The organism is Mesorhizobium sp. M7A.F.Ca.CA.002.04.1.1 (assembly GCF_004022805.1).
Classification (GTDB): Bacteria; Pseudomonadota; Alphaproteobacteria; order Rhizobiales; family Rhizobiaceae; genus Mesorhizobium; species Mesorhizobium ciceri.
Genome location: NZ_RZPL01000403.1, coordinates 1 through 5104, shown reverse-complemented (window position 1 = coordinate 5104; position 5104 = coordinate 1). Strand labels below are relative to the sequence as shown.

Sequence of the window (5104 nt, the reverse complement as noted above, 5' to 3'; positions counted from 1 at the left end):
CAGGACTCCTATGAGCGCGAAAACGATCGAACGTCTCGACGGCCTCGGGCCGCTGGCGGAGCGCTATAATGTGTTCCTGCTCGACCAGTTCGGCGTGCTGCACGACGGCACGCGGCCCTATCCAGGCGCGGCGGCAGCGCTATCGGCGCTGAAACGCGCCGGCAAGACCGTGGTGCTGGTTTCGAACTCCGGCAGGCGGGCTCAACCCAATGAAAGCCGGCTCATGAAACTCGGCTTCGAACCGGGAAGCTGGGATCATTTCGTTTCTTCCGGCGAGGTGGCGTGGCGATCCTTTGGGGAGATGGCGGCGTCGGGAAAGCTGCGCCCGGGGACAAAATGCCTGCTGATCAGCCGCGACAATGACCGCTCCGCGATCGAAGGCCTGCCATTTGCGCTGACCGGGTCCGGCGATGAGGCCGAGCTGGTGCTGATCGCGGCCAGCGAGGGTGACCGCTTTGACCTTGACCATTATCGCAGGCTGTTCGCGCCGGCGGCGGAGCGGCGGGTGCCGTGTTTCTGCACCAATCCCGACATCATCATGCTGACGGCCGTTGGCCCTCGCTTCGGCGCCGGCCGGCTGGCCGATCTCTACGAAAGCCTGGGCGGCAGCGTTACCCGCATCGGCAAGCCCGACACGGCGATTTTCAACGCCGCGCTGGCGCTGGCCGGCGAGCCGGACCGTGGCACCGTGGTCTGCGTCGGCGACAGCGTCGAACACGACATATCGGGGGGAAACAGCACCGGCATCGCCACCGCGCTGGTGCTGAGCGGAATACTGGCGGACACACCGGATCTCGCCGCTGTTTTCGACGAACAGCAGGCCTGGCCGGACTACATCATGGACAGCTTCAGCTTCCGCTGACCGCTTCCAGCATGCGCCGCGCGCTCTCCTCGTCGGTGATCAGGATGGTTGGGGCGATGAGGGTCATGGCGCCGAGCAGCGCTTCGGTTTTCTCCTCGCCACCGGAGGTGAGGATGCGGATCGGTGCCTTGCGCAGACGGTCGACATCCACCGACATCACGTGGCTGTTGACGGGGTGGTCGACCAGATCGCCGTTGCGGTCGAAGAAATGGAACAGGAGGTCACCCACGGCGCCACGCGCAAGCAGGGCCTCCCGATCCGCCTCCTTGAGGAAGCCACCACGAGAGAAGGTGGTGGCCGAGGCGATCCCGCCGACGCTCAGCAGAACGGCATCGAGCACGTCGGCCATTTCGAAAATCTCCTGCAGGCCGCAGCGCTCGATCAGGGCGATCTTGGTCTCGACGCTGTCGACCACGGCTGGTGTCGGCATCAGATAGCCGTCGCCCTGGAATATCTGAGCGAAGCGCCAGGCGAACTCGGCTGGGTTGACCCGGCGCACGACGCCGACACCGCCAAGCAGCGAAATCACCTTGAAGTCGGTGAGCGACTTGGCGCTGATGAAAGGCAGGCTCGAGAACAGCGTCTGCCCCCAGCCGACACCGACCCGCATGCCGGACTTCATCGTGTCCGACAGGAAGCTGCCGGTTTTGGCACTGATCGCTGGTATGGGATCGGCATCGGCTGCCGAAAGCGGCGCCACCAGCGCCTGCTGCAGCCCGAACGTCTTCTCCAATGCGCGCTCAAGCCGCACGATTTCCGACAATTCGCTCTCGATGGTGATCTTCACTTCGTTGCGCGCCCGGGCATCCGCCAGCATGCGCACGATGGTGACGCGACCGACGCCGAGCACGTCGGCGATCTCGTTCTGCGTCATCTGTTCGACGAAATACATCCAGGCGGCGCGAATCCTGAGGCGATCCGTCCGGCTTTCGCTGGCGACCTGCTCGGTTGCCTCGCCTCGACCGTCTTCGCTTTCGCCCTGTCGTCGTCTGCCCAAGTCTGTCTCTCCCCCTGCGGCGACGGACGAGGGCGCCGCCGCCGATTCTGCATGCTGGTCTAGTATCGCCTATTGATCTACCTATCGATAGGAACAATGTAGAGAGTGGCGGCTGCCCCGGTCGGCTATCCGCAGCAAATTTCAAGGCGATCCGCGATGCTCCGACAAATCTCCGAAGATGTCCGCGTCAATCTGAAGGACCGGCTGCGGGAAGTCCGCGAAATCATCCGCCAGAGCCGCCATGACGGCAGCGGCGATGCCAGCATCCTGCGCGAAGCAACCAGCCATCTGCCGCCGTTTCCAGGCAAGGGCATCGAAGGCCTGCTCAGCCATGCCGCGAGTGCCGTCGACGAAGCACTGTCGATCGCCGAAGCTTTCGTCCCGCATGAGCGCCCGATCAAGGTGGACGGCACCACGGTGAAGGGCCTCGGCACCTATTTCCCGGTCGGCAACGAGGATCGCCAACTGGACGCCGAGCGCCTGTTCCGGCGCGATATGTATTATCTGACCAAAGCGGTGCTTGCCGGCCTGAACATCGACAATGCCCGCATCCACGAAGCCGATTTCGCGGCCGTCCATGCCACGATGCGCAAGCGGCATGGCGATCTCCTGGCCGCATTGGCCGCGCCGGGTGCCGGACTGCAGGCAATCGCGGCCACCTGCTCGGCGCTGCTGGTCGAGTGCCTCAATCAGCGTCCCGTTCGCTTTGCCGAGACCGTGCCGGGAACGCCGGCGGGCGGCCGGGCGCTCGACATAAGCTGCCTGGCGCCGCTCGCTTTGGCCTGCGGCCTGGCGACCACCGGCAGCGACGGCGCGCCGGAGCCGGACATGCTGGAGATCGCGATCCTGGCGGCGGATATTCGCCACGATCGCATCGTTCAGGCTTGCGCCAAGGCAAACCCGATCGCTGAGCTGACACCGGTCTTCGCCACCTTGCTTGCCCATCTGCCGTAGTCAGCCGGCCTGGGCTAGCCTTCAGCGGCCATGGCCATGATCGCTTTCTTGGCGCGCTGGATCGAAGCCGGGCTCATCGAGAGTTCGGTCAGCCCCATCTTCACGAAGGTCGCAATCAGATCCGGACGGCCGGCCGCCTCACCGCACATGCCGACCATGATACCGGCGGCGACGCCGGCTTTTGCCGTCATTTCGATCGCCGATATGACGGCCGGATTGGTGACATCGTTGAGCTTGGCGACGGTCGGATTGAGCCGGTCGGCGGCCATGATGTACTGGGTCAGATCGTTGGTGCCGATCGAGAAGAAAGCGACCTCCTTGGCCAGCGCCGGGGCGATGAGCACGGCGGCCGGGGTTTCGATCATGACGCCGAGATCGAATGATGCGTGCGGCACGCCTTCGGCTTTCAGCTCGGCCGTGCATTCGTCGACCAGCACGCGCGTCTGCCTGACCTCCGAGAGGTCGGACACCATCGGCAGCATCACCTTGATGTTGCCGTGCACGGCTGCGCGCAGCAGCGCCCGCAGTTGGCGCTTGAAGATGTCGGGCCGGTCGAGACACATGCGGATGCCGCGCCAGCCGAGGAAGGGATTCTCCTCGTCGGGAAATTCGATGCCGGCAATCGGCTTGTCACCGCCGATGTCGAGCGTGCGCACAATGACCGGATAAGGCGCAAAAGCCTTGGCCAGCGCCGCATAGGTCTCGGCCTGCATGTCTTCCGAGGGCAGATGCATATGGCGCATGAACAAAAGCTCGGTGCGGAACAGGCCGATGCCCATGGCACCAGCCTCTTGCGCCGCTTCGATTTCCTCGAGTGAGCCGATATTGGCCGCCACCTCGATGATCCTGCCGTCGGCGAGCTTCGGCGTCACCGTCTTGAAGACGGTCAGCCCGGCGCGCTCCTTTGCCGCCGCTTCGACGCGGCCGGCGAAATCGGCACGGGTCGCCTCGTCGGGGTCGATGATCACATGGCCGGCATTGCCGTCGAGCGCGACGTCTCGCGCGGTACGCAAGGCATTGACCTGGTCGCCGAGGCCGAGCACTGCCGGAATGCCGTGCGAGCGCGCGATGATGGCGATGTGCGAGGTGGCGCCGCCATGGCCGCACACCACGCCGCCGATACGCTTCAGCGGCGCGCGTGCCAGATCCCAGGCGCCGATGTCGTCGGCGATCAGGATAGCCCCTTCGGGGATGTTTTCGAGGCTGACATCGTCTTGGCCCAGCAACACCAGGCAAATCTGCCGCCCAACGGCGTGGACATCATCTGCCCGCGCGTTGAGATAGTGATCGTCGACGGCGCTGAATTCGGCGGCAATGGTGGAGGCGGCGGTGATGACGGCGGAAACCGCGTCGTTGCCGCCCTTGATCAGGCCCTCGGCCTCACCAGTCAGGCTGTCGTCGGCGGCGATATCGCGCAGCGCGGCGACGATGCCGCGGTCTCCAGCCGACAGGCTGTCCTGCGCCAACGCATGATCCATGCGGGCCTGGACCGCGCCGACAGCCGTGCGGAACCTGTCGATCTCGCCTTTTATCTCCTCGGCCCGCAACATGCGGCCCTGTCCGGCGATATCGGGTGGGAAATGCGCAAAGGCCGGGCCGATGGCGAAACCTTCGCTGGCGGCCACGCCACGCAAGCGGTTTGCCCCGCCAGGTGCCGCCGGCACGGATCCCGGCGCGGGTGCCGCTTCCTGCCCGGCATCGTTGGCTGGGCTCTGCGCTTCCGCTTCATCATCGAGGCCGGCCCGCGGATTCTCGAGATAGCCGATCAGCGCCTCGAGCGCCTCGATGGCATCGGCGCCATTCGCCCGCACCGTGACTTCCTGGTTCTCCTTGACCGCCAGCAGCATCAGCTTGACCGAACTCTTGGCGCTGACCGCCTTGCCGTCCTTGATCAGTTCGACGTCGGATTCGAAGCCCTTGGCGAGCTTCACGAACCGCGTCGCGGGACGGGCGTGCAAACCTTCATGCACTCTGACGATGGTCGAGCGTTCCATGGCAAATACTCTGGTTTTGGGCGCCGCTCCCAACATGGGCCGCGGCGCGAATGCTGTCAGGCGGCGATGGTGATGATCGCGCCGGTCTTCAGGGCGGCCACGAGCGCTTGCGGATCGACTTGCGACGCACAGATCTCGCCCGGTCTCTCGGCCTCGGTAGCGCCGTTGAACGAAATGACGACATGACCCATTTCCAGCACCTTGCTCCACGCGCTGGAGCCGACCGCTGTGATAACAGCGGCAACCGGGCCGAGGGTGATCGAAGCGCCCTTGGCGGGCGCTCCGTCACTTGGTCCC

Annotated in this window: 5 protein-coding genes; 2 read left to right on the top strand and 3 right to left on the bottom strand. The window is 65.1% G+C overall.

Features of this window, described 5'->3' with window-relative positions:
- Positions 1 to 10: 10 nt before the first annotated feature.
- Entirely contained in the window at positions 11 to 862 is an 852-nt protein-coding gene (locus ENZ75_RS20180; protein WP_128278267.1) for a TIGR01459 family HAD-type hydrolase, read from the top strand.
- Here the strand turns inward: ENZ75_RS20180 and ENZ75_RS20175 are convergent.
- Positions 849 to 1859, bottom strand: coding sequence for a sugar-binding transcriptional regulator (locus ENZ75_RS20175; RefSeq protein WP_013529333.1), 1011 nt, complete (start codon positions 1857 to 1859; stop codon positions 849 to 851). The two genes, ENZ75_RS20180 and ENZ75_RS20175, sit on opposite strands and share 14 nt — an antisense overlap.
- 156 nt (positions 1860 to 2015) lie before the next feature.
- Here ENZ75_RS20175 and ENZ75_RS20170 point away from each other — a divergent pair, with 156 nt between their 5' ends.
- Positions 2016 to 2813, top strand: coding sequence for a hypothetical protein (locus tag ENZ75_RS20170; protein WP_063169122.1), 798 nt, complete (start codon positions 2016 to 2018; stop codon positions 2811 to 2813).
- Positions 2814 to 2827: 14 nt separating this feature from the next.
- On the opposite strand, the gene ptsP is transcribed toward ENZ75_RS20170, so the two are convergent.
- Positions 2828 to 4807, bottom strand: a complete 1980-nt coding sequence (gene ptsP, locus ENZ75_RS20165) for a phosphoenolpyruvate--protein phosphotransferase (RefSeq protein ID WP_063169123.1) — start codon at positions 4805 to 4807, stop codon at positions 2828 to 2830.
- 56 nt (positions 4808 to 4863) lie between these two features.
- Positions 4864 to 5104: PTS glucitol/sorbitol transporter subunit IIA (locus tag ENZ75_RS20160; protein ID WP_281061251.1), on the bottom strand; the 241-nt coding region annotated here is incomplete at its 5' end.